This is a genomic window from Planctomicrobium limosum (assembly GCF_051465645.1).
Lineage (GTDB): Bacteria > Planctomycetota > Planctomycetia > Planctomycetales > Planctomycetaceae > Planctomicrobium.
Genome location: NZ_CP195790.1, coordinates 3,476,028 through 3,496,873, shown reverse-complemented (window position 1 = coordinate 3,496,873; position 20,846 = coordinate 3,476,028). Strand labels below are relative to the sequence as shown.

The following is a 20,846-nucleotide window of genomic DNA, read 5'->3' as shown; positions in this document are numbered from 1 at the left end:
TCTCCGATCACAGCCCGCTCATAGAGAGAAAGAGAGTCCGGCCACGATTCATTTTAACGGCCGACCGGTGAGAAGTGGACCGTGGATCTGCAAGCTTTTTGGGGTCGGCGAGTGCTCTTTGAGAGCATGGACCTGACACGTCGCTCGACTACCACTTCTCCAACCATGAACTGAACGGATCGTCCGATCCCGTCTTCTCCGAAGTGGGATTCCGATCCGCTTCCGTCAATGCCTCCGCAATCCGGCCAGTGCTCAGGATCATGTCGAGTGCATCTTGTATCGTCAGCGGATGCTCGTAGAACGGTTGCCAGACGCGAAGTGTGTGCTGGATGAGTTCGGGAGTGACCCACGTCGGCGCGCCAGCAGGCACGCGAACCTCATTCGGATCGCTGGTCTGCGGCGGCTTGTCGCGGCGTGGTCTGCCCATGAGTCACATCGCTCCTTTTAGAACAACTTGCGTTCGGCTTGATTGCCGTAAACCGTCCAATCGGTGTGAGGGTGTCACGATGTCCGTGTCTTTGGTTGCTGATAAATCCAGGTGTGGGCCTCATCGAGAACGAGTCGAATGAGCGGAATGTCATCGCGCCCGAACCGCGTCGATTCCTTCCAACTGTCGCCGTTGCGGAACAGTCGCGTGACGGTGATGGTATGCCGTAGGCCGTCGCGGGTTTTCTTCCGCCAGATGCGGACCTTGATCAGTCCCCGGCGGATCTCATGGATGGGCGGATTCTTCATGTGGTATCTCATGTGTCCCAATACCGGGCTGTGAATGTGGTTGATGATGTTCCTGCAATTTGCGACCTGTTGGCTTTGACTGCCCAGGGGATAAAGGTTGTTGGAAATATTCAGAAGAGCCCGTTTTGAATCCGATCCCGGCCTGACGTGGACCGTCAGACCGGGACCGAACGGAACCTTCAGGAGAGAACAGGGGGTAGCCTGCCCTCTCAGAAAACCTTCGGTCAAACCGAAATTGATGAGATCCAGAGAGTCAGCCCTATGGGGCTTCATCGTCTGCATCACTCCAATTCACGTTGTCGTGCAACGTTTCAAACTGGACGGACCTGTCGGACTGGTCGAGAACACTTCGAACAAGTCGGGTGATCGCCGGGCCATCTCCCAAAACACGATCCAGGTCATAGGCAGTGATGCCGCTTCGAGCGGCATACTGAAGGGCTGTGAGATGACGAGAACTGTCGATGCCGAAGTCGGCAATAGTGGCCGGTGAAGGCCACACATCCCAGACCAGGCATTCGAACAGTTGCTGCGCCATCCGCATGTCATTCGTAGGTCGTTGACCGGGACCATCACCTCGTTTCAGATGAAAGTCCCGCAACGGAATCAGCTCCCCGAATTCGGGGAGATTGCTCTTCAGGTAACAACGCCCACATGCTGAACAGGCAAGCGTTGCACTTTGGTTTCGATGATCGACTGGATGAAGAATTCCACCGCAGTCGCATCGCGTTTCTATTTGTTGTCGTCCCATTGTCCTCCTTGCAGCCATGCTGTGTTCATGTTGTTATTCAGTCGAATGGGGGGAGAGAATCGGAACGGTAGTCCCCTTTCTCGCCCCTAAAACCTTGGTGAAAACCGACGAATTGCTAGTAGTCGGACGGCAGCAAAATTGTTGTCACACTACGGTCGTGTTCCGTAATGATCCAAAATTTCCGCTGATCTGCGGTGAGGTAACTGGAGAACAGACGCATGCCTTCATTGAGGGCCAGTTCGTTCTCCTGCCAGTCTTGCTCACAGAGTTCGCCCCAATCCATTGACAGATGACGCGCCAGTGCTCTCAAGACATCGTCCTGAGAAAGCACCGCGTTCGCCGCCGGGGTGATCACGATCCTTCCTGGATCGAAACTTTTGCCTCGGATGTGCAGATAGCGTTCCCCACAGGCGGGACACGCCAGTGCTGCACTCCTCTGATCACCATCCAGAGGGGGCAGTGTTCGACCGCAGTTGCATTTCATCTGTTTTCGTTGTATTTCCATTGTCCTCCTTGCAGCGTTGCTGCTGTTTTCATGTTGTTAAGTTGAATGGGGTGGAGCGAGAATTGGATTGGCAGTCCCCTCTCTCGCTCCCAAAACCTCAAAAAAACCGGTGAGAAGTTAGATTTCTCGTTCGACCATGATCAGTGTGAGACGAGCATCCAGATCGGTCAGGATTAAAAGCACTTCCCCGCTATCAAGCGTAAAGCGGGAACGAACAATCCTCTCATCCATCAACTGCTCGGCTCGAGTGACTTCACCCCAATCTGCTGCGGCATGGCGTTTGATGGCTAATAAGACATCTTCCTGCGACAGCACTTTGTTGGCGACATCAGCCACGACGATCAATCCCACATCCACGACCCAAACGAACGAATCTTCGTCCATAGCGATAACCTCCCTGTTTTGGCCGATCGGACTGCATCCGACCGGCAGTGCATCCGTTACTCCTGTTCGCCCTTGTCGGGGTTGGCAGACGCGGTCTGCTCCCAGATCCAGGCGTAAGCCATGTCGGCCGCCTTGGAGACGAGCGGCAGGTCGTCGCACCCGAAAGTGGTGGTGTCCTGCCATTCGTCACCTTCCTTGAACCGCCGCGTGAGGACGACGTTGAACCAGACACCGCCTTTTTTGGCCGTGTTGGCCCAGATCGCCGCACGAATGCGTCCAAGCTGGATCTGGTGAACCGGTTTGTTCGTTTTACTTTTTTGTGCCATAACACTCCTGTTGGTTGTGGACCGTGCGGCCTCATACTGCCGTGTGGTCCGGTTGTAGTTTTTCAGCGTCCACCATTGGCCGCTGAAACGGGAACGTGGACTGTCCGGAGACAGCCCGAAAACCGAGCCAAAAACCTTCTCCTTCACAAACCACTCATCTCATGGCTGTGGCTCAAGCCATGGGGTGAGTTTTTCATGGACTGGGTTCCTCCAGCGAGGCGGCAACAGTTCGTTCCAAAGGAACGGGACTGTGGCCTGTGGTTTGAAAAGACCTTCCGCCCGTTGTTTTTGCCTGTTCCCGGGCCAGGAACGATGAAACCCATGAAAGGGAATTAGTAACGGCGTGTCCGCACCTCCTTTCCATGTGAGGGAACAACCAGAGGAAGCAGTTCCGGCAGGGCGACCACGTCCACCGGAATGCGTTGAGTGTCACGATGCTGTTCCAGTGCATCGAAGAGACGCTTTGCTTTGCGAGGAAGGACGGTGACGAGCGTGATCCGAAACCGTCCGGCCAGGGCCAGTTGCCGGAATCCGTCGCGCAGAGAATGACTGCTGATATCCTGACGCAGTGATTGAATACTGCGGTCCCAGCGTCCCCGACTGCCCGCATCGATCCGCAGCAGACCGATCGTCCCCTTCCCCTGTGGATCGAAGTAGTAGTGATTCGGCATCCCGGGGCGATGCAGCGTCGGAAAATGCTGCTTCAGTTCGTCGGCCGTGAGCTGATGCCGCATCGGTTCGGAGTGGCAGCAATACCGAAGCACGGCATACGCCCGAAGTTTGGCGACCTCCGACAACGGCCCGCTGAACTGCTCCGGCAGACCGAGACGCTTCGCTCCTTTGGATTCCAGGAACCAGTATCGCGCCGCATGATGAAGCGGTGCCGCCCCGATCAACCGTTGACGTTCGCAGTCCCGCAACAACTGACGCAGGTCACCTGGTCTCCAGTCTGTGAACGCAGGAAGACGTTTCAGAACGGCAAGCTCCGTGAGACGATACCGTGCCAGATGCTCCAGCAATGCGGACACGTCATTCTCGGTTGCAGTATCAGATTGTGTGTTCAGCAGGTTCATCAGTCTCACCACAGTTCGTAGGGAAGTCCGCGATCCGCGCAGTGTTCGTGAATGCATTCAATCCGGTCAGGCGAATACCGTCCGGCCGATTCGATCACTCTTCGAATCTGGCCGTTTTTCTCTCGCAGAAACGCATCCGGGTCTTTGATCCGATAGCCTGCTTTGGGGAGCACATGCTCACCGATCCACAGTGCCGCCAACCGGGGATGATGCAGGTGGTAATGGACATACACTGCCGCCAGGTGCAGGTCGTGGTCGAGATGCTCCAGTGTGTGGAACCGTCCTGCCGTGCTGCCGAACAGGGAGGCCGCTTCCCGCGTGGCGAGACAGATCGCCGTTGGCCGGGAGGCTTTCGACCAGCGTTCCCGTGCCAGACGGGAAATCCGTTCGGGATCGGGTTCTTTCTTGCCGGGCTTCCAGACAAACAGCGGCGTCATCGCCGGAAACGGGGGATGGGCATTCACGACGCGCAGTGAGATCCAGCCTGCCTGAGCCAGTTGTTGCAGGCGTCGGCGAGGAGACGTTCCTTCCACTCTCCAGCCGATCCGGGCCACATGCGACACTCGCAGAATCGACACCCGACAGGTGAGCGTTTCCAGGAGATCGAGATCACGGGGAGTCAGTTTCATGAGGGCTGCCTCCGTGGTTGCTTGTCGCCAACGAGCGTCTGACGGAACGAATCGAACAGACTTTCGATGGCGGCCGCTTCCTGTGATCCCAGCGGCATTGAGGGAACTCCGACTTCCTCTTCCGTCCAGTCGGGAACCACCTTTTTCTTCTTCGTCGTAGCCGCTTTCGTCTCGAGTTCGACAGGGCGTTCGTGCGGCGTCAGTGTTCCGGGCAGGACCGGCCAGGGGAGTGACTTGCGGCGCTGGTACTCCTGCTCGCTGATGTGGTAGTCCGACTGAATGATGACCGGCAGTCCTCCGTACTGGGCGTACCCATCGCCCCGTTTCAGATGCAGGAAGCTGCGGAACGGATGATCGTTCGTGAGCGCGACGTCATTGAGCGTGAACCGGCTGACGACCGTTTCGTTTCGGGATTCGCTGACGCTTTGCTTGCCGTCAGCGTTGGTGGAGACCGTCCGTCCGGTGGTGTAATCGACGGTGAGTCCGCTGCCGTTGATCAGCCGTTCCTGATCGTCGGTCGAGGAGACGGAGAACCATTGCCGTAACCGGCAGTTCGCTTCGATCGGCGGAATCAGGTTGGTCGCCGACTTTTTCAGATCCTCCATGCTTTGGTTGGCGAGGATGATTCCGACTCCCATGCTCCGGGCCAGTTGCAGCATGTATTCCAGATTGCTGGCCACCATTCGCTGAAATTCATCGATCACCAGAAAGACCGGGACACGACGTTCGGTCTGTGTCGCCGCAGCCAGCAGCATGTACGTCACCAGCCGGGCAATCTCCGGTGCTCCACTCGGTGAGAGCGTGGCGGAGAGATGAAAGTAATGCAGTTGCGGTTCGGCGAAGACTTTTGTGAAGTCGATCGCCTGTTCCAGAACCTGGGGATCACGCTCCGTCGTGGACGTGATATTGAGGGCTTGGCAGGCCGCCAGCCGCTTCATCACTTCCATGACGTGGACACCGGCTTTTTTGATCTCCGGATGGAGTTCCCGCTTGTTGGTGGAGGTCATCACCACTTCTTTCAGGCATTCAGCCAGTTCCGCAAATGTCGTCACATGCGGAAAGGTCTTCAGGGCGTGATACAGAACGGCAGCGTTCGCCGAACTGTAATACCCCTGGCCGTAGTCGCTGCCGTAGGTGAGACCGTTGGCACCGCAGATGATGTCAGTCCGGGTGAACAGATCGAAATTGTCCCAGAACGGCTGCATCATCGGATTGAACGCGAAGCTCGCCTTGTCCCCCTGGTTGGAAAACACCTTCAGCGGGAGTTCGCTCCCCTGCTCCTGACGGACCCGTTCGGCGACCACTTGCAGACTGGCGAACAGTTCCAGTGTGTCGGCCTTGTTGTCGATGACGATGATCGAGCAGTCCCCCGTCCTTCCGAGTTGCTCGATCAACGGGCAGAGAAACAGCGACGTCTTCCCCCCTCCACTGTCTCCCAGTCCGTGAGCATGCTCCCCGAACACCTGACGGGGAACGAGAACGGGACTGCCGTCCGCCACGACTCGTCCCAGATAAATACTGTTTCGCTCGGTGGGATCAGCGGAGTTTCGGATGTCATCCAGAATGGTCTGGACGGGGTTCTGCGGAGCGGATGCCGCCTGGTGGGCCGCTGCTTCGAGAAGCATTGGCGCGACCAGTGACACGGCGACGACTACGGGGAGCAGGACCGGCAACACGACCACGACGAGGAACATCAATCCCCACCGCCAATCCCCGGAACGCAGTCCCTCCATGCCGAACGTCACCAGTTGTGCCAGAGGAGAATCGGGCATCCGGATCAGGGCGATCGTCGTCAACAACGCGGCCAGCATCATGATCCCGGCCCGATGGAAACGACTCCCCATGGGGCTTTGCCACAGGCCGGGAAGGGGGAGCGGTTGATACGTCAGCCAGGAGAGGACGCAATCTGTCAGGACTTTCGTTTTGGATTGCCTGAGTCCTTGAGGAACCCGGGCGAACACCGGGATGACCGGAATCGTGACGATCGCGAACCGGAAAATGGGATCGCGAACCCCCAAGGCACCGACCGTTACAATGGCTGCGATGAGACTGTAGGCGAAGAGTTGCTCGTTCCAGTTGTTCTGAGAGGTCTTCACCGTGGCCCGGGAGACCGGTGTCACCAGGAACTGAGAGCTACCATGCCATCCCAGTCCGAAAGTCAACAACCCCATCATCAGAGAGAGCAACACGATTTGCCCATTCCAGGGCATCTGATGATTCAAAGTGAGGACCGCAATGGCGATGAGTAGGACCGGATGCCACAAGTTTTCTGCCCGGCGGGTGTTCACCGCATGAACGATCCCTCCGCAGAGAACGAGCAGACCGCCAATCAGATCGAACGGTTCGAGCCAGCTCCATCCGGGCGGACGCCATGTCAGAAGAATGAGCAGCACAATGCCACAAGAGAGGACGAAGATCTCTCCGATCTGCGACCAGCGTTCTCCTTCAGATGGCAGCGGGCCACGGAACGCGATCGTCGGTCTCGTGGCGGGAAGCCGATCGAGTTGAACGGGGTTACCGACCGATTGGTAGTAAGTGTCACGCATGGGAATCTCCTTAGAGTGGTTTGGGAAACGGTGTCAGACGTTCTGTCACGCGGCGAGTTGCCTTTCATCAAGTAAGACGCGCGCTGCGCGGACACAGGAAAGAGCAACTTGCTCTAGTGAGGGGTTCTGACAATGAAACGGAGCAGTTGGGGAACGACGGAAAAATGCACCTGCATTCCGACAGGCCAGTCATGCTGCTGAAGGGCCGCGCGAAGTGCCTGTGATTTGTTCTTGGTGGCGGTGATGACGACGAGTCGGAAGCGTCCTTCAGTCAGCATCGCGAGAAACTCGGGGAGTCGGCGTCGGGCCGCAATTTCCTGCACGGCCCGACGGGCGACATGATCCGCCGGGCCTCCCAGATCGACCCGCACCAGTTCCAGCACCCGTTGATTGGGATCGAGACAATGCGGAACGGCGGTCATCGGAGGCGGCAACCACGGACAGAGTTCCGCGAGTTCACGTGACAGCAGCCGATGACGCGGTTGCTGTCCGAGAACGCAATACAGCAAAACCGCGTAATCGATCGGCAGTGCCTGGGGACCGATCGGTGTGGTTCGGTGCGATCCGAGTCCGAGGACATTGGCTCCCTGTGACCCCAGCACGAAGTACGGAGCCGGATGCGTCAACGGATACTTCGCCAGAAGTCCGGCACGACAAAGTCGGTTTGCGATTTTTCCGACAGCATTCGTAGACAGTTTCGGAAAGAGACTCTGCTGCAACGTGGTGGTGGTCGTCATCCGGTAACGGGCGACATGCTCCAGCACTTGCCGGTCGCGTCCGGAGAGAGGAATCGGTTTGGAGGTTTCTGTTGGCATTGCTTTCACCACAACTGGTAAGGGAGGTTGCGTTGGACGCAGTCGACATGAAATTCCGCCACGCGGGTCATGTCGTAGCCCCCGCCGAATTCGATCACGCATTGCGTTTGTTCCTGCGGATCGACGATGAACGCATCCGGGAGTTTTTCGCGGTGCCGCGTGTGAGCGAGCAGGTCTTCTCCGCGCCAGGCATCGGCCCATTGCGGAGCGATCTCTTTCAGCTTCAGCCAGACGGCGGCCACACCCAGGTCATGCGTCGCTTGAGTTGGCTGCTTGAGTTCGCCCCGGCGAACGGCTCCATAAAACTGGGCTCCCCGTGCGGTCGCGATCCAGGCCGTACAGGGATGAACCGCCCGTAGTCGCCAGCGACTCTGGCACCGATGAGCCACACTTCCGAAATCAGGTTCTGGCTGGCCCGGTTGCCAGCGAATCAGCGGCACATCCAATGGTGGCAAGGCGCGGGCGGGAACCGTCAGTCGGGTGAGCAATCCCACCTGGGCCATCTGTTTCAGCCGACGGCGGGCGTTCGCCAGATCCCCACCCCACCAGTGACGGGCCATTTGTCGCTGACTGAACAACCGGACCTTCAGGGAGAGAGCTTGCAGAATCTCCTGGTCCCGTTCTGTCAGTTGAAATTGTTCGGTGTTCATTCCTGGTCTCCCAAAGTTTGCGGAAACGGGGGGAGAGGAACGGCGGTTGTGTTCGGTTGGGGTTTGGTCGGTTTCCGGCGACTCTTCGATATTGGTTGCGTCGATGCAAGAAGTGCCGGGAAGTTCTTTGCAGTGGTCTCATTCAGACGGGGCAGCTCACGGCTCGTTTGCTGCATCACCTCCACGGCTTCCTCCGCCAGATCGTTGGAGGTCAGACGAAGAGCACGTGTTCGCAGCGTGGCGGCAATCTCGGCCTTTCCTTCCAATTCATATCGCCGGGCGAGATCTTCAAGCTGACTCTGTTGTTCCGCCTGAGTGGCAGCATGTAGTCCTTCGACTTTCGAACTGATGACACCGGCGACGATCGCGGTGAATCGTTCGGCCAATCGGTCGAGGAACTGGGACAGCAATGTGGGCATTGGGGTGGTCCTTGGTCTGAAATTTTTTCATCATGGAGTGACGTTCGACCGTGGTGGTCAGGGCCATTCCAGAAGAGGATTGGAAGGGCCAATCACCGTGGTTGTGGTGAAGGCAATTGAATCTCAGGGGGCGGTTCAGAAGCGCCTCAGCCTGGTATCAACTCAGAAAAAAGGAGCCGATTCGTGGAGTCGCCGGAGCGCATTGATCCCAAACTGGTCTATCTCGATCCGTTTCTGATGGATCGGGCCCGGAAGGATCAGGGACTTTCCCGCAAAGCACTCAGCACGAAAGTCAAAGTGGCGTTCAACACGACGCAGGAGATGTTTCGTTCCGGAGGAGTGCAACCGGCAACGGCGAAGCGATTGGCCGACGCGCTCGGCGTCCGCGTGACAGAAGTGTTAGCTTCCTGGGATCCTCATTATGTCCCTCCGGCATCTCCTTCCGGACCGTGGAGTCCCATCCCGGAATGGGAAACGATCGGGTATCTCGAACAGGGGCGGCTGGCGGCCAATGGGTTGTATTACATCGTCTGCCGCATGCAGCATCGGCATACTCCCAGTCGGCAAGGCCGGGGAAAGTTCTATCACTTAAGTTGGATGCCCCAAAAGCTCCGGAAAGACATCCAGGTCAAACTCTCCCGTCATCCGGAAGTCTGTGCGAGAATCGGTTCACATCCCCAGATCGCTCTGCACCTCAGTTCTATCTCAGCGGAACCGCAAGGTTGGTGGGTCATTGACGACTGGTGCGGCGAAAAGAGTCTTTCCGATGTTCTTGAGGAAGGACCATATCCACGCGAACTCCTCTCCAGGTTGCTGCTGGAAATCGCGAACGGTCTGGCTGCGATGCACCGGTCAGAAATCGTGTTTCGTGAACTCGCTCCGTCGCGGGTGCTGATCGCCGACAAGAATGGTCGAGCGGTCCTGACGGATTTCGAATTGGCGAAACTCCTCGACGGCAGCCCTTCCGTCTCCAGCGACTGGCCCGAAGATCCGTTTCGTGCCCCGGAGATTGACGGTGGAACCGCTACCATTCGATCCGACCTCTACAGCCTCGGTGCTCTCACAGCAGCGGCGATCGCGGGTCGTACTCCGGCAGCGGGAGAAGCCAAGGCCATTTTGAGTGATGCCGGACTGCCGAAGCGTCTCGGTAATCTGCTGCGGAAATGTGTGGAACCGATCCCTGATCGTCGGCCGGAAGGGCTGTCTCCCCTGCTGAGAGAACTGGAACGCTGGGCAAAGGGCTGAATGTATGAATTTCTCCGACCATGAACTTCCGTTATTAACCGTTCACGTTCTGGGAGAACAGGTCTTCTGTTCCCGGGCGGGGGTGATCGCCTCTGAGTCCAGCGATGAGCAAGGGGCCGAACCGGACCTAGGGCCAAAACTCCATGACTGGATCGACTATGATTTGTTTCACTTTCGGGAAGAATTGCACCGCTGTTGGGAGAAGCTGTGTTTCTGGCTGACGTGGCTGGCTCCTGCTCTGTTGGTCGTCCTGATCTTCTGGCGACTCGTCTCCCCGTTTGCTGCCGCGCTCGTGTCACTCCCCGCATTCTATGCAGCGGCCCGCGCGGGTGAGATCCTGGTCAGGATTTTTTCGTTGCTCTGGGCTTGGCAGCAGTACACTCGTGCTCCCGAAATGGAAATTGACCTGAACCCGAAAAAAGAAATTGACATCAACTGGTGGACCTTGCGGAAGGCGGGGTTCGACTGCATCAAGCCCAATGATCCCCATGACCATCCGGACCGTCCCCTGCGCGGCAAACCGTGGCGAATGTTGATCAAAACGCCGCACCGCATCCCGGTCCTCTGTAAACATCTGGGAAAACGCTCCTGGGGCCAGCAACATGTCGTCCGGCTGGCGGCGTACGCGGAATTGATCGAACGATGCGAAGTCGCCAAGGCTCCGTTCGGCATCCTGAAGTTCGGCAATTCGTCTCGTTGCCGCCTCATTCCAATCACTCCTGAAATGAAAGCGGATGTTGAGCGGGAACTGCTCAACACCTGGGAACTGTTACAGGTCGCCCAACGTGAGAGGTACACCATTGCCGCGCCCACCGGCAACCAGTGCCGTGGCTGCCAACACGGCTACCCCCACCTGCTTCAGAAGGGATCAGCGACTGTTCTCAAGGGGGAAGAGTTGGCAGCCTATCCTGCCCCGCCAAATCAGAAAAAGCAGTACCACAGCGTCTGCGGCGACCGCTTCGGCTGGATACCGCCGCACCAAAGGGCGGTTGAGTTGGGAATTGTTCAACCCCGGTGAACGGACGGTACATCAATGGCATAGAAACACTGGTAAACAGGTCGACTTATCCATTAACTGTTAGCTCAATCAAGTCTCGATGAATGGCGCGTCGTTGTTGAAATCGCCATTGACGTCAACGTCAGGGACATCGTTCAGAATATCTTGAGTAGCAATGATAGAGGAGACTTGTTGAGGTGCATCATTCTCAGTGATTTCTCTCAGAAGCGGCTCGATGATCCGAGACTCAAGATCGGCGCTATTGCTGACTTCATGAAGAGGCATTGCCATTGTTACCGCTGATTCGAACATGGAATGGGATTTCTCCCAACCCTTCCAAAGTCTGTGCGGATTCCATGCGAACGGTTTTGCATGCCAACTCGGACCGTTGCAACTCTCCAGATCTGCACGGAGCAAGTGCCACCGATAGAGATTCGTTTCCTCGCGTCTTGGAACGCTTCGCGAGGGATCAGCTTCCGCATACTTTAGTCCTCCGGCAGTGATCAGGACGATTCCCTCTTCCTGTTCGCGTCCTTTCGGGAGGTCGATGACGACGGCCACATAGACCAGGAACCGGTCGTGGCTGAGGTTGCAATAGCTCCGATAGAATTGCCGGGGTAACCAGTAATCCGGCCAATCGAGACTTGCTGAACCAGCGTAGAGACATCCGCTACCAGACTGCGTGCTCCATCCGTGCCTCTTGAAGATTTCGTCGCTGGTCTTGAGCAGCAACGCAATGTCCTGGCACAACCGGCGTAAATGATGGAAAGCCACTGCCATGTGTTGGCTGTCATTCATATCTGAATCTCCAATGGGTATCGGGAAATTCTGGTGGCCGAACCCAAATGTAGGGACGTCGTTCGAACCGCCAACGCCACAGTTCAGTTGTCTCTGCAAAATGCACGCCATGAAAGTATGTCAGGCCCAATCTCCGGGAAAGCGCGCAGAGGTCTCGAAGGATCGGGTGCTCTGCTGAGCTAAAAATCTCACTGATTTGCCGCCAACTGAGTGCGAGAATTCTCGGACGGCACGAATCATGAATCCGCTTTGCGAGGTATTCTGTCACGGACGCTTCGATCTCTTCTTCAGGAACTCCAATACTGGCCGTCAGGTAGACCAAGTAGGCGGAAGCATTTTCACGCTGCGCCACACGCACCAGATGATCCCATTCACGTGCCAACTGGTCGTTTGGCTGTTGGTTGATCTCGTCTGCTTCCGACGACTTCGACGAAAGGTATTTGGCCTCGATCAGGACTATCGACATCCCGCCTTGGGCGTCCCGAATACGGATGACTACGTCAGGCTCGCAGGCGAGACAATCCGGATCTGTCCAATATGGCCAAAATTCGTACTCGACGGAAATCCCAGTGACGTGCTCTGGCGTCGTCAACGAACATAACGGATATCGCTCATTTTTCGCACCAATGCCAACGGCTTCGGCAACGGCCAGGAGAGGTAACACCCCCTCATGAGGTGGAAGATATCGCAGCAAACCGAAGACGTTCGATGTCAGAACATCTTCCATATTCTCCTGCTCGCGAGACAGCTTGCCGCGCAAGAGTGCTTCTAGCATCGCATGCGTCCCAGTGTCTTAACAGGAACAATGTATTGGCATTTGCGGTAAATGAAGTCGCAGACTTTACATTTTGGCAGACAAATGATGCAAGATACAGTGAGTTGGAATTACGTTTCAGGTTTGGACTTTGCGAACAATCCCATCACCCTGGTCATCAGTTTCTCAACGGTCGAGAGTTCCGGTTTTGACTGGAACCGGTGAGAGGCTTGGTGCAGGTCATCGAGCCATTCCTGTCGACCGGGGTAGCGGTTGGCGGGGTCGAGGGCCAATCCTTTTGTGATGATGTGATCCAATGGTTCGGTGAGTGACCGGGGTAGTCCGGCGCAGGTCTTGGAGATCTGGCTGGGGGGGATAAGGGAGTTCTCGGTGCCGCTGAGGTACTCCGGTCGACCTGCTTTGCCGCCGAGTCCGCCGTAAGGAAGTTGCTGCGTGAGCAGTTCGTAGAAGATGACCGACACGGAGAACTGGTCTGCCGCGAAACCGGGGGTGATGCCGGGTGTCTGCAATTCGGGAGCGGCGTAGGCGCGGTGGTGGCCGTCCCCTTCTTCCCGGAACGCGGTCCGCTGGATCGTCCAGGCACTGCTGAAGTCGATGAGCACCAGACGGCTCGGGTCGCGAGTGACGATGATGTTCGGCGGCTGGATGTCCCCGTGGCCGATTTGCAGTTTGTGGTGCAGACGGCAGACGGATGATGCCAGCCCGAGACACATCCGCAGGGCGTGCGCGGGATCAAGTCGCGGACGGCGTCCCGTGCGGATGTTCTCGAAATAGTTCGTCAGCGTGGTTCCCTCAATCCAACTCATCACGAGATCGACGTCCTCACCGTGCCGTTGCCACTCCCAGACACGGGGGAAGCCGTCGTCGGTTAGACGGCGAAGGACGGCCAGTCGGCTGTCCGTCACTTCGTCGGCCCGGAGTCGCTGCACCAGGAAGAAATCCCCCTCCGGTCCGCAGTCGGGAGCGAACGCCTGATAACGCCGACGAAACGGGCTGCCGATCTGCTCCAGCAGGTAGTAATCACGCCCCCGAATCGGACGACGTTCCAGATAGGGACGCCACCGGCCCCGAACGCGAATCTTCCGCTGGGACATGGTGGAATTGAATCCCTCCGTGTGTGCAGGGTGTTGGTGAAGGTGTCACCAAAGGTGTCAGCAGACACTGATATCTGACACCTTTGCGGGAAAATCGTCGTGAAATACTGGAAAAACCTCAAATTCTGTGGCCCGCAGAATGGCCCGCAATGAGGTCACTCTGCGGGCCGTCCTGCGGGCCAGGCTGCGTTCCATTCGCACGGCTGCGGACGGCACGGAAATCAGGTCGTTGGAGTTTCCCACGGATGGTGGGCGCCGAGGGAGCGAACGTGAACACGTTCGTTCCACTGGCCTCAATCGCTTCCACCGCTTCCTGCATCATGGAGGTCTTGCCGACACCGGCCGCGCCGCGGATCAGGATGACCCGATCGCGCGACCCCAGGATATGCTCGACCGTTTTTCGCTGACCGGCATTGAGCCAGGTTCTCCGGAACTCATGAGGTTTAAGACGGAAGGGACGGCAGGTTCCCCGGCCGCGACGGGCAAAGTTGAGCATCGAGCGTTCTTCGACCAGCACATTACGGGTGGTCGCCATCTTCCGACCGTCCCGATTGGCGGTCAGGAACCCGTAACTCTGGAACTGGTGGTGAACGGTGTCGGCAGAAGATTTCCCGACAGAACGCTTGAGAGCATCGGCCAGGAGCGTGCGTTCCGGCACAACCGATTTCCGTTCAAAACCATGATCAGCCGACGCCTGCACCGCCTCCTTGGCTGCGAGTGGATCATCTTGAAAAGAACGTTGCTCCATCTGAAATGCCAGCGAGCCAAGAGCGTCCGCTTCACCGGCATCCAACCTGGATTGCCATTGATCATGCAATTGCCAGGGCGACAGATTTTTCGCTTTGCCCGCCCGTGTTTTGGCCCCCAATTCCGCTTTCTGATTCGGATCAGTGATCCCCTTGCGTTGGGCTTCCTCTTCAATCTGAGCCGTTCGCCGCGAGAACTTGCTCAACGTCTCCTTGGAAAGTCCCTGCAACTCCCAGCCGGTTTTCGTTCGTTCGACATCCAGCCCCAGTTCGGTCAGTTTCTGTGCGAACCGGGAATGGAACAACGCCTCAAAATACGAGGCGTCTCGTTTAAGGTCGCTGAATTGCCCGGCCTTCCATGCCCGCTCCTGTTCATCGAACGTCGTGTTGAACACAAAGCAATGGGCATGCAGGTGCGGATCGGGAACCCCGTCGATCGGCCGGGATGTGGTATGAATGAATTCGCCCCAGACCATGTTGCCGGTGGTCCGGTTGTCATTCTTTCCCTGTTTGCGAACACGGGTTTTCATTTCCGATTCCATATCCAGCATTGTCTCATGCACGGAATCCCGGAATGCATCGAGCAGTCGTTCATCTTCCGTCATGGCATACAGGACGGACACCGACTTCGGGACATGGAAGTTGAAGTCATAACCAATCCGACGATGCTCTTTCTGGCGGAGCGTGAGCGTCTGGCCGGCTGGGGATGTTGGTTATCGCAGAGCGCATCCCATTGGGATTTCTGGACGTCACCGGACAGGCCGAGCCGCCTGGCTCCCTCCCCCCGCCACTGGCCGGTCAGTTCCTGCCCTTCGGTGTAATAGTCCGCCGTGCTGTAATAACTCTTCGCACCGACCGCAGAGGTGTTTTGAATGATCCGTAGCATGACTCATTCTACACCGTTACCAGGTGTGAAATGGTTAATGCAGTATAAGTCGCTGAATCTATAGATAAGACAGCGGAACCGTCCCGATTTGGGGCGTGTTGCTCTTCGCTGGCAGCATCGATTCTATGGAAACCGACCGAAAACGCACTGCAAACAGGATGTTGAACGGGCTGCATCCCAAGTGTCCAGGCAAGGCATCGAGTGGATCAGACAACCGTTGATCTTCCGAGACCACGATTCAAGTCAGGCAAATCCTGTCTGGTTGACTGATACGGAAAATCTCGCTGATCACGGCAGGCGATTCCCACTCTGTTCCATCCGACTGCACACACGGCCTTCTGAGCAGGCACTCCTAAAGCCGCCGTCGGGCCGCTCAACGGGAAAATCGGTTCCCCCTGAAGGTCTCCCCCAATTTTCCCATTGCCCGGTTCGCTGCGCTCGTTTCACCCCGAACTGTGGCGACTTTGTGACGGGTGCCATCAGGCCGCGATGGTCGCAGCCGGAACCGGAAACGAAAGGAATCGCACCATGTCGAACAACTCGAAATCCTCCAGCAAAACACCGAGCTACATTGCCTATCAGGTGCGTGATCGTGGCGAGAACAAAAACGGGTTCTGGACCCGCATCGGCAGCGTCTGGCCCCACGCCGATGGCAAGGGATTCAACATCCAGCTGGAATGCGTCCCCCTCGACGGCCGCGTCACTCTCCGCATCGCCAGCGAAAACAAAGAGTAATCAAATCACCGGGGCAGGCAGGCCGCCTGCCCCCACCATTCAAGAAAGGATTCGATTCATGACCTACACCAATCACAACGACCTGCAATCCCGTCTCTATGAACTGACCGATCTGCTCTCCGCCGGATGCGATCCTGACTTCGACCAGCACGAAGAACTGGAACGGGAGTTCGCCGAGCTTCGCCTCCAGATCGCCAACGTTGAGTAAGGAGGCAACCATGACACGAGGATTTACCATCAATTTCAACGCCATTCTTGAAGCCGAAGACATGGTCGCCCTCATCTGGTCGCTGGATGATGTTTTGACCAGGCGGCCTGATCTCGACGAAGAGCAAGCCTGGAAAGTGCTGGTCGCCGCCCGCGACGACTACGAGCGAAACCAATGCCATCTCGACGTCATCGAAGCGACCGCCAACGGCCTTTACCCGGTCGGTGCGAATGCCCGAATACAACTTACCCGGCGCGTCGAAGCCCTGTTGAGGACGGTCGAATCTTTGCAGGAATCCTCTTTCTCCCTGCCCGATCACGTCACCGCCATCACCAGCCGTCTTGACGATCTGAAGAAGTCGATGACCAAAACGGGAGGTTAGAACCATGCAACTGACATTTGACGCCATCCAGTATCACCGCAACGGAATCTCCGGTTCTCCCTTCCATGTCCTGATCTTCCGGGATTCCAGTCAGGGACGCATGGTCGGGATTGTCTTTGAACAACAGCACCATGCTGCAGTCTTCAATCTCGACAAGCTGGCGTTCGGGGATGTCGCCTTCGGTTCCAATTCGTTCCGAGGGGATCACTACGAACCACACCTGCGAAACGCGATTGCTCAACATCAACAGAAAGGAGACGAAGCATGAAACAGTCCAGCATCATCAATCCGTTCTATGCAGCCCGAATGCAACCGAAGGTGGACATGCTGCCGCGAAATACCATTCCGAAATATGCCCGGCTGCCGGTGGCTCCCCGCAACGGGAGTCCGGTCCCTCACCTGACGAGCCTCTATCACTTCCATCGCGCCGGTGAATATGGCGACCGAAAGTATCCCGGCAACTGCGGCGGTAACCTGATCAAAGACCTGCTGCTCTACTTCCAGCCGGGACTGGTGTTCGACCCCATGACCGGCTCTGGAACCTGTGCCGACGTCTGTAAAGAGCTGAACATCCCCTGCATGTCGTTCGACATTCATCAGGGATACGACGCTTGCAGTACCGAAGACGCCCCCAAAGCCGAGACGTTCGACTTCATCTGGGCACACCCGGCTTACTGGCGGCAGAAACTCTACGCTGACGATCCGCGTGATTTGTCCCGCTCACCAACGCTGGACCACTTTCTGAGACGCTACGGCCAGTTCATCCGGAACTCGGCCCACGCTCTGAAACCGCACGGGAAACTGGCGATCCTGATGGGAGACTACTGCGACCGGGAGGAAGGATTTGTTCCCCTCACCTGGCACACCAAGCGACTGGCGTTTGCGAATGGTCTTCAGCAATGTTGCACCGACATCATCCGGTTCAGCCACGGAGCCAGCAGTTCCCGCAAGGTCTACCGCTCCAGCTTTATCCCTGGACTGCACGACACCTGCATGATTTTTGAGAAACCGGCCAATGAAAGGAATCGTCCATGAAACACTTCCGCATCAGCATCGAAATCGACATCACCGCCGCCGACCGTGGTCAAGCCGAGCGTCGAGCCAATCTGCTTTACTCCGATCTGGAGAGTCACAGCCGCCACTGGCTCAAGGCTGTCCTACCGGATGGCATCGAGGAACGGCATCCGGTCCACAGCCGGAGGCCGTGATGAACCTCAACGATGATCCAATCTTTGATGATCTGTTCCACGGCTGTGCGTTTGCCGCTTACGTCGAGCTGACAATCCAGTGTGGTGGTGTCCCGGATCAGGACACCACCCGCCAGCTCGCTTATCGCTACTATGAGGCCGAACTGGCCAGACAGCATTCCTGTGATTCCTCAATCGGTTCGGCCATGCCATCGCCAGGCCAGGAGGCAGCAGACCAACGCAATGCCTCCCAGGACCAGAACCGGGGATAACTCCGGCAGAATCGGGAGGAGTCCGAACAGGCATGAAGTCAGCCCCATGAACAGGGTGAACAGGCATTCCAGGAACGCCATCCAGCGGCGTTCCTGAGATTCCCGCTCCTCCTCCTTTCGTAGCATGCAGTCTCTCTCCGGGGCACGTTGTTTCATCGTGTCCGGTGTAACACGACCAGCACTCCTGTCACCTCATTTCTGATTGACAGTCAGCGGCTGAACTGGCTTCATCAGGTTGCGCCCGACTCTCTGCTGCCAAAGCACGTTGAAGAAGAGATGTTGAAAAAGGCTGATTGAAATTTCCCATCAGACGTCTCCCCTAAGCATGGCTTAGGAACTTTTTCACCGTGAAAAACGGAAATGCAGAAACACGACGATACAGAAAACCACAAAATCGCCTTGCTGCAATTCTGTGTTTGACCATCACCGCAAATGGTGATAAGCGTAAAATCGCATTTCATGAAAACAGCATTTACGGAGGAATATGATCATCGGATTTCTGAATCAAAAGGGAGGCGTCGGTAAGACAACACTGGCCGTTCATGTTGCCGATGCCCTGTCACGACGCAAACAAAAAGTGCTGTTGGTTGATGCCGATCCACAGGGTTCCGCACTCGACTGGGCCGCTGCCCGACATGGGGAGCCACTGTTTCCGGTTGCCGGTCTGCCGAAGCCATCCATTCACAAGGAACTGCCTCCGCTGGCGAAGGGATATGACACCGTGATCATTGACGGACCGCCTCGTGTCTATGACGTCGCCCGGTCGGCCATCATGGCCAGCGACCTGATTCTGATTCCGGTCCAGCCGTCACCCTATGATGTCTGGGCGGCCAAGGAGATTGTCGACATGCTCCAGGAAGCGACGGTCTTCAAACCGACACTGAAATCTGCATTTGTCATTAATCGCAAAATCGTAAATACGGCTTTGGGGCGTGATGTGATCGAAGCACTGGCCGAATATCCAATTCCCGTTCTGGAAACGGCCATCTGTCAGCGAGTCGCCTTGGCGGAGTCTGCCGCCCAGGGACAGACGGTGTTTGAAACGGCTCCCAGCAACGTGGCAGGCAAGGAGATCAAATCTCTGGTCGATGACATTCTGGAGCTGATGGCATGAAGAAAGTCCCTTTTTCCGGCAAACCGACCAGCCGCCACGGTGCCACGTCTCCCGATCACTGGGTCAACGACCGCAACGGCAACGCTTCCAGCGAACCAGTCAAACGCCTGACGATCGACGTTCCCGTCTCACTCCATCAACGAGTCAAAAGTCAGTGTGCCTTGCAGGGACTCAAGATGGCCGATGTCATTCGGGAGTTACTGGAGCAACGCTTTGAAGAACCAGTGAAAACAGGGAACAACCATGACACAGAATTACAGTAATACAGAAATACGATTTTGCGATTATCAGTAAACACGACGATGGATCAGGATGATTTTGAGAACTGGCAATCTCTGAAACCGACAACGAAAGAGGTTCGCCTGAAGCCAACGCCGGTCACGGAGCGACTGGTGGAAGCCCATATCAAAATCCAGGCGGAACGTCCCGATCGGTCGGACTTTCTGCATACGGTGATGTGCCAGGTTGGCTTGCCCCGACGGGCGACCGAAGCCCGCACCTTTGAACGCAACAACGGCCCGTTCAGCATCCTGCTGGAAGCAGGCAAACTCTGGAACGGCAAGGCTTGGGAGCCGCAGCCTCTCCCTTACGGCACGACTCCGCGTCTCGTCATGGTGCATCTCAGCTCCGAAGCGATCCGCACGCAGAATCGGACCGTCGAACTGGGCGACAGTATGCGGCAGTTCCTGCAAATGCTCGGCATTCCGACCAGCGGCGGCAAACGCGGAGGCTATACGGTGTTTCGCAAGCAGATGGTGGCTCTGGCCGCTTGCCGCCTGACCATTGGCATGACCGCCGAGGGGAGGGTGGTCACCGTCGATGCCAAGCCCATCGACCGTTTTGAAGCGTGGCTGCACCATGATGGGCAACAGCAAACGCTGTGGCCCGGAGTCCTGGAACTCTCCCAGAAGTTTTACGATACGCTGACTCAACATGCCGTCCCGCTCGACCACCGGGCACTGGCCGCCTTGAAGCACTCTTCCCTGGCATTGGACATCTACACCTGGCTGGCCCACCGGCTTTGCCGGATTCGCCAGCCCAACGGGGTCATGCTGAGTTGGGACAACCTCCGCGACCAGTTCGGCCAGGAATATGCCACGTCGAAGGATTTCAAGCGGGAATTCAAAGCCGTCCTGCGGAAAGTCTGGCTGGTGTATCCCGATGCCCGGATCGAAGAAGTCATCGGCGGCATTCGACTCTACGAATCCCCACCCCCAATCAGCAAGACCTGCATCAGCCTGGCCGGAACCACTTCCTAGCCCTGATCTGTGGATAACCCGGCAGACGGGAAAAGTTATCCACGCTGAATCGCCCCCCACCGGTACGCTGAATCACCCCCCTCTGGGGCCATCAATCCTGCGCTGAATCGCCCCCCCGTAAAACCTATAGTTAGATACCTATAGTTTTCTTCCTGTAGTGGGCGATGGGCGTTCTGAGGATAAGTCGTTGAGATGGCGGCGATTTCGGACAAACCGAATCGTCAGAATCAGTCGACCGGTCCGAAATGGCATTCAGGAGGAAGACGTCACCTGCGGTACCGACATGCCCCATAATCGCATTCTAAGGGGGCATACAAA

The 20,846-nt window shown here is 56.9% G+C and carries 29 protein-coding genes; 12 read left to right on the top strand and 17 right to left on the bottom strand.

Annotation, left to right across the window (positions count from 1 at the left end; genetic code table 11):
- Positions 1–148: 148 nt before the first annotated feature.
- The 12 genes from SH527x_RS13210 to SH527x_RS13155 form a co-directional block, all read right to left on the bottom strand.
- The gene (locus SH527x_RS13210) at positions 149–427 is read right to left on the bottom strand and encodes a hypothetical protein (protein ID WP_437191148.1); all 279 of its coding nucleotides are present in this window, start codon (positions 425–427) and stop codon (positions 149–151) included.
- 74 nt (positions 428–501) lie between these two features.
- Positions 502–735, bottom strand: coding sequence for a hypothetical protein (locus tag SH527x_RS13205; RefSeq protein WP_437191147.1), 234 nt, complete (start codon positions 733–735; stop codon positions 502–504).
- Positions 736–994: 259 nt separating this feature from the next.
- Complete coding sequence (locus SH527x_RS13200; protein ID WP_437191146.1) at positions 995–1,483, bottom strand: hypothetical protein; 489 nt, start codon at positions 1,481–1,483, stop codon at positions 995–997.
- Positions 1,484–1,598: 115 nt separating this feature from the next.
- Positions 1,599–1,988 carry a hypothetical protein gene (locus SH527x_RS13195; RefSeq protein WP_437191145.1) on the bottom strand — a complete coding sequence of 130 codons (390 nt, stop codon included), beginning with the start codon at positions 1,986–1,988 and terminating at the stop codon, positions 1,599–1,601.
- A 117-nt stretch (positions 1,989–2,105) separates the two neighbouring features.
- On the bottom strand, positions 2,106–2,372 hold the full coding sequence (locus SH527x_RS13190; protein ID WP_437191144.1) for a hypothetical protein: 267 nt from the start codon (positions 2,370–2,372) through the stop codon (positions 2,106–2,108).
- Between the two features lie 56 nt (positions 2,373–2,428).
- The gene (locus SH527x_RS13185) at positions 2,429–2,845 is read right to left on the bottom strand and encodes a hypothetical protein (protein WP_437191143.1); all 417 of its coding nucleotides are present in this window, start codon (positions 2,843–2,845) and stop codon (positions 2,429–2,431) included.
- 185 nt (positions 2,846–3,030) lie between these two features.
- Positions 3,031–3,771: a hypothetical protein gene (locus SH527x_RS13180; protein WP_437191142.1), complete on the bottom strand. Its 741-nt coding sequence runs from the start codon at positions 3,769–3,771 to the stop codon at positions 3,031–3,033.
- 5 nt (positions 3,772–3,776) lie between these two features.
- Complete coding sequence (locus SH527x_RS13175; RefSeq protein WP_437191141.1) at positions 3,777–4,400, bottom strand: hypothetical protein; 624 nt, start codon at positions 4,398–4,400, stop codon at positions 3,777–3,779.
- Complete coding sequence (locus SH527x_RS13170) at positions 4,397–6,946, bottom strand: type IV secretory system conjugative DNA transfer family protein (protein ID WP_437191140.1); 2,550 nt, start codon at positions 6,944–6,946, stop codon at positions 4,397–4,399. Before SH527x_RS13170 ends, SH527x_RS13175 begins: the two co-directional genes overlap by 4 nt.
- 113 nt (positions 6,947–7,059) lie before the next feature.
- Positions 7,060–7,761: a hypothetical protein gene (locus SH527x_RS13165; protein WP_437191139.1), complete on the bottom strand. Its 702-nt coding sequence runs from the start codon at positions 7,759–7,761 to the stop codon at positions 7,060–7,062.
- A 5-nt stretch (positions 7,762–7,766) separates the two neighbouring features.
- On the bottom strand, positions 7,767–8,411 hold the full coding sequence (locus SH527x_RS13160) for a hypothetical protein (protein WP_437191138.1): 645 nt from the start codon (positions 8,409–8,411) through the stop codon (positions 7,767–7,769).
- Positions 8,408–8,830 (bottom strand): hypothetical protein, encoded by a 423-nt coding sequence (locus SH527x_RS13155; protein WP_437191137.1) that lies wholly within the window; start codon positions 8,828–8,830, stop codon positions 8,408–8,410. The genes SH527x_RS13160 and SH527x_RS13155 overlap by 4 nt, the downstream gene beginning before the upstream one ends.
- Before the next feature lie 183 nt (positions 8,831–9,013).
- Between SH527x_RS13155 and SH527x_RS13150 the strand changes: the two genes are divergently transcribed.
- Together SH527x_RS13150 and SH527x_RS13145 are read left to right on the top strand one after the other, a co-directional pair.
- On the top strand, positions 9,014–10,075 hold the full coding sequence (locus tag SH527x_RS13150) for a protein kinase domain-containing protein (RefSeq protein WP_437191136.1): 1,062 nt from the start codon (positions 9,014–9,016) through the stop codon (positions 10,073–10,075).
- A gap of 4 nt (positions 10,076–10,079) precedes the next feature.
- Positions 10,080–11,093, top strand: coding sequence for a hypothetical protein (locus SH527x_RS13145; protein ID WP_437191135.1), 1,014 nt, complete (start codon positions 10,080–10,082; stop codon positions 11,091–11,093).
- 69 nt (positions 11,094–11,162) lie between these two features.
- Here the strand turns inward: SH527x_RS13145 and SH527x_RS13140 are convergent, their stop codons facing one another.
- The 5 genes from SH527x_RS13140 to SH527x_RS13120 form a co-directional block, all read right to left on the bottom strand.
- Complete coding sequence (locus tag SH527x_RS13140) at positions 11,163–11,870, bottom strand: hypothetical protein (protein WP_437191134.1); 708 nt, start codon at positions 11,868–11,870, stop codon at positions 11,163–11,165.
- Entirely contained in the window at positions 11,863–12,645 is a 783-nt protein-coding gene (locus SH527x_RS13135) for a hypothetical protein (RefSeq protein WP_437191133.1), read from the bottom strand. The genes SH527x_RS13140 and SH527x_RS13135 overlap by 8 nt, the downstream gene beginning before the upstream one ends.
- Positions 12,646–12,755: 110 nt before the next feature.
- Positions 12,756–13,739, bottom strand: coding sequence for a serine/threonine protein kinase (locus tag SH527x_RS13130; RefSeq protein WP_437191132.1), 984 nt, complete (start codon positions 13,737–13,739; stop codon positions 12,756–12,758).
- A 118-nt stretch (positions 13,740–13,857) separates the two neighbouring features.
- Positions 13,858–15,144, bottom strand: coding sequence for a MobF family relaxase (gene mobF / locus SH527x_RS13125; RefSeq protein WP_437194627.1), 1,287 nt, complete (start codon positions 15,142–15,144; stop codon positions 13,858–13,860).
- Complete coding sequence (locus SH527x_RS13120; RefSeq protein ID WP_437191131.1) at positions 15,087–15,371, bottom strand: relaxase domain-containing protein; 285 nt, start codon at positions 15,369–15,371, stop codon at positions 15,087–15,089. The genes mobF and SH527x_RS13120 overlap by 58 nt, the downstream gene beginning before the upstream one ends.
- A 528-nt stretch (positions 15,372–15,899) precedes the next feature.
- On the opposite strand from SH527x_RS13120, the gene SH527x_RS13115 reads away from it, so the two are divergent.
- From SH527x_RS13115 to SH527x_RS13070, 10 genes are all read left to right on the top strand, one after another.
- On the top strand, positions 15,900–16,106 hold the full coding sequence (locus SH527x_RS13115; RefSeq protein WP_437191130.1) for a hypothetical protein: 207 nt from the start codon (positions 15,900–15,902) through the stop codon (positions 16,104–16,106).
- Between the two features lie 58 nt (positions 16,107–16,164).
- A complete protein-coding gene (locus SH527x_RS13110) occupies positions 16,165–16,314 on the top strand; it encodes a hypothetical protein (RefSeq protein WP_437191129.1) in 150 nt (49 codons plus the stop codon).
- Between the two features lie 10 nt (positions 16,315–16,324).
- Complete coding sequence (locus SH527x_RS13105; RefSeq protein WP_437191128.1) at positions 16,325–16,696, top strand: hypothetical protein; 372 nt, start codon at positions 16,325–16,327, stop codon at positions 16,694–16,696.
- 4 nt (positions 16,697–16,700) lie between these two features.
- Complete coding sequence (locus SH527x_RS13100; protein WP_437191127.1) at positions 16,701–16,964, top strand: hypothetical protein; 264 nt, start codon at positions 16,701–16,703, stop codon at positions 16,962–16,964.
- Positions 16,961–17,731 carry a hypothetical protein gene (locus SH527x_RS13095; protein ID WP_437191126.1) on the top strand — a complete coding sequence of 257 codons (771 nt, stop codon included), beginning with the start codon at positions 16,961–16,963 and terminating at the stop codon, positions 17,729–17,731. Before SH527x_RS13100 ends, SH527x_RS13095 begins: the two co-directional genes overlap by 4 nt.
- Positions 17,728–17,904, top strand: coding sequence for a hypothetical protein (locus tag SH527x_RS13090; RefSeq protein WP_437191125.1), 177 nt, complete (start codon positions 17,728–17,730; stop codon positions 17,902–17,904). The genes SH527x_RS13095 and SH527x_RS13090 overlap by 4 nt, the downstream gene beginning before the upstream one ends.
- Positions 17,904–18,155, top strand: a complete 252-nt coding sequence (locus SH527x_RS13085) for a hypothetical protein (RefSeq protein WP_437191124.1) — start codon at positions 17,904–17,906, stop codon at positions 18,153–18,155. Before SH527x_RS13090 ends, SH527x_RS13085 begins: the two co-directional genes overlap by 1 nt.
- 484 nt (positions 18,156–18,639) lie before the next feature.
- The gene (gene parA / locus SH527x_RS13080) at positions 18,640–19,269 is read left to right on the top strand and encodes a ParA family partition ATPase (RefSeq protein ID WP_437191123.1); all 630 of its coding nucleotides are present in this window, start codon (positions 18,640–18,642) and stop codon (positions 19,267–19,269) included.
- Positions 19,266–19,532, top strand: coding sequence for a hypothetical protein (locus SH527x_RS13075; RefSeq protein ID WP_437191122.1), 267 nt, complete (start codon positions 19,266–19,268; stop codon positions 19,530–19,532). The genes parA and SH527x_RS13075 overlap by 4 nt, the downstream gene beginning before the upstream one ends.
- A 39-nt stretch (positions 19,533–19,571) precedes the next feature.
- The gene (locus SH527x_RS13070; protein ID WP_437191121.1) at positions 19,572–20,528 is read left to right on the top strand and encodes a replication protein RepA; all 957 of its coding nucleotides are present in this window, start codon (positions 19,572–19,574) and stop codon (positions 20,526–20,528) included.
- The last annotated feature ends 318 nt before the right edge of the window (positions 20,529–20,846 follow it).

Coding starts and splice junctions, on each gene's coding strand:
- SH527x_RS13120 (WP_437191131.1), bottom strand. CDS start 15,371: ATGCTACGGATCATTCAAAACACCTCTGCGGTCGGTGCGAAGAGTTAT.
- SH527x_RS13140 (WP_437191134.1), bottom strand. CDS start 11,870: ATGAATGACAGCCAACACATGGCAGTGGCTTTCCATCATTTACGCCGG.
- SH527x_RS13175 (WP_437191141.1), bottom strand. CDS start 4,400: ATGAAACTGACTCCCCGTGATCTCGATCTCCTGGAAACGCTCACCTGT.
- SH527x_RS13155 (WP_437191137.1), bottom strand. CDS start 8,830: ATGCCCACATTGCTGTCCCAGTTCCTCGACCGATTGGCCGAACGATTC.
- SH527x_RS13180 (WP_437191142.1), bottom strand. CDS start 3,771: ATGAACCTGCTGAACACACAATCTGATACTGCAACCGAGAATGACGTG.
- SH527x_RS13070 (WP_437191121.1), top strand. CDS start 19,572: ATGGATCAGGATGATTTTGAGAACTGGCAATCTCTGAAACCGACAACG.
- SH527x_RS13200 (WP_437191146.1), bottom strand. CDS start 1,483: ATGGGACGACAACAAATAGAAACGCGATGCGACTGCGGTGGAATTCTT.
- SH527x_RS13195 (WP_437191145.1), bottom strand. CDS start 1,988: ATGGAAATACAACGAAAACAGATGAAATGCAACTGCGGTCGAACACTG.
- SH527x_RS13095 (WP_437191126.1), top strand. CDS start 16,961: ATGAAACAGTCCAGCATCATCAATCCGTTCTATGCAGCCCGAATGCAA.
- SH527x_RS13105 (WP_437191128.1), top strand. CDS start 16,325: ATGACACGAGGATTTACCATCAATTTCAACGCCATTCTTGAAGCCGAA.
- SH527x_RS13170 (WP_437191140.1), bottom strand. CDS start 6,946: ATGCGTGACACTTACTACCAATCGGTCGGTAACCCCGTTCAACTCGAT.
- SH527x_RS13075 (WP_437191122.1), top strand. CDS start 19,266: ATGAAGAAAGTCCCTTTTTCCGGCAAACCGACCAGCCGCCACGGTGCC.
- SH527x_RS13100 (WP_437191127.1), top strand. CDS start 16,701: ATGCAACTGACATTTGACGCCATCCAGTATCACCGCAACGGAATCTCC.
- SH527x_RS13165 (WP_437191139.1), bottom strand. CDS start 7,761: ATGCCAACAGAAACCTCCAAACCGATTCCTCTCTCCGGACGCGACCGG.
- SH527x_RS13205 (WP_437191147.1), bottom strand. CDS start 735: ATGAAGAATCCGCCCATCCATGAGATCCGCCGGGGACTGATCAAGGTC.
- SH527x_RS13115 (WP_437191130.1), top strand. CDS start 15,900: ATGTCGAACAACTCGAAATCCTCCAGCAAAACACCGAGCTACATTGCC.
- SH527x_RS13085 (WP_437191124.1), top strand. CDS start 17,904: ATGAACCTCAACGATGATCCAATCTTTGATGATCTGTTCCACGGCTGT.
- parA (WP_437191123.1), top strand. CDS start 18,640: ATGATCATCGGATTTCTGAATCAAAAGGGAGGCGTCGGTAAGACAACA.
- SH527x_RS13160 (WP_437191138.1), bottom strand. CDS start 8,411: ATGAACACCGAACAATTTCAACTGACAGAACGGGACCAGGAGATTCTG.
- SH527x_RS13210 (WP_437191148.1), bottom strand. CDS start 427: ATGGGCAGACCACGCCGCGACAAGCCGCCGCAGACCAGCGATCCGAAT.
- SH527x_RS13190 (WP_437191144.1), bottom strand. CDS start 2,372: ATGGACGAAGATTCGTTCGTTTGGGTCGTGGATGTGGGATTGATCGTC.
- SH527x_RS13130 (WP_437191132.1), bottom strand. CDS start 13,739: ATGTCCCAGCGGAAGATTCGCGTTCGGGGCCGGTGGCGTCCCTATCTG.
- SH527x_RS13145 (WP_437191135.1), top strand. CDS start 10,080: ATGAATTTCTCCGACCATGAACTTCCGTTATTAACCGTTCACGTTCTG.
- SH527x_RS13090 (WP_437191125.1), top strand. CDS start 17,728: ATGAAACACTTCCGCATCAGCATCGAAATCGACATCACCGCCGCCGAC.
- SH527x_RS13110 (WP_437191129.1), top strand. CDS start 16,165: ATGACCTACACCAATCACAACGACCTGCAATCCCGTCTCTATGAACTG.
- SH527x_RS13135 (WP_437191133.1), bottom strand. CDS start 12,645: ATGCTAGAAGCACTCTTGCGCGGCAAGCTGTCTCGCGAGCAGGAGAAT.